This window comes from Kitasatospora sp. NPDC091257, assembly GCF_044757675.1.
Classification (GTDB): Bacteria; Actinomycetota; Actinomycetes; order Streptomycetales; family Streptomycetaceae; genus Kitasatospora; species Kitasatospora lactacystinica.
On the sequence record NZ_JBIVVI010001778.1, the window covers coordinates 1 to 1,233 of the forward strand.

The 1,233-nt window shown below is 69.4% G+C and carries 1 protein-coding gene; it reads left to right on the plus strand.

Going from position 1 to position 1,233, the window contains the following annotated elements; translation table 11 throughout:
* Positions 1 to 30: 30 nt before the first annotated feature.
* Positions 31 to 1,233 (plus strand): hypothetical protein (locus ACIQOV_RS41970; protein WP_401056478.1); only part of this gene is annotated, 1,203 nt, incomplete at its 3' end.

The window sequence follows — 1,233 nt, forward strand, 5'->3', positions numbered from 1 at the left end:
CTGGACCAGCCCTTTCCTTCTGCCCAGGGGGTGGTCATCGACTTCGACTACGCCACCGAAGCCTCCACCGGTGCGAACGACTCCTTCGGCCTGGGACTGTGTGTGTTCCTCATCGATGGGCGGCAGACGACGCAGGCCGCAGACAGCTGGTACGGCCTGGGCTACGCCTACCAGCACAAGGACGACCTCCATGATCCCGAACGGGCGGGCGTCACTGCGGGGTATGTCGGCGTCGCCTTGGACAGCATGGCCATTTTCCAGTACTACAGGGTCGGAGACGGCGGCGGTCAGGACGATCCGGAGCTGCCGAACCGGATCGCGGTGCGCGGCTCGGGGAACCTGCTGAGCGGATTCGAGCTGCTGGGCGTCGGGCCCGAGGTGCCCGGCGGGTTCGAAGCTTCGTGGCAAGACGGCGCGCATGTCCAGATGTGTATCAACGGCACCGTCCTGACCGTGCGTCACACCCGTGGATCCGACCCCGGCGGCACGTTGGCGACCTTCGCATTGGAGGGGCCCGCGATGACGGCGATGCCCGAAACGTTCAAGCTCGGCCTGTCCGCGACGGTCCACTACCAGGCCACAGGGACCTACCGGATCCGTGACCTGAGCGTGGCGCCGCCGGTGACCGTCCCGCTGGAGATGGACGGCCCGCGCACCGCCCACGCGGGACAGCAGGTCTCCTACACCATCCAGGTAGCCAACCTGGGCCCCGGCGACGCGCCCGAGGTGCGGGTGGAGGGCGAGATCCCCGCTCCGATGCGAAACGGTGCCGAACAGGTGCACTGCCGGGGCGAGAACGGCGCCCAGTGCGGCACCGGCTCGGTCACCGGCGGCCTGCACCAGCCGCTGAAACTGCCCGCCGGCAGCAAGGCCACGATCACCGTCACCGGCACCGTCAGCCGCACCTTCGAGGGCACCCTGTCCCCGACCGCGTGGGTCACCGCCCCCGGAAACCTCTCCATCCAGCGCCGCGCCCAGGTCGATATCCAGGTCGAAGCCTCATCGGTCACCTCCGACTACCAGATCACCGGGCAGTGGGACCAGACCTGGCCCGAGGACGCCAAGGGATGGCTGGTCAGCTACGAACTGACCCTGGCCGCACGCGACCAGCGGGTGGTGCGCTGGCAGATCAGCTTCGACGTCCCCGCAGACCGCCGCCCCGGCCGCGTCCGCACTCGGGAACTCCGCCGCCAGCGCCAACTGCGGAGCGGGCGCCGGCCGCAGCGACAGAAC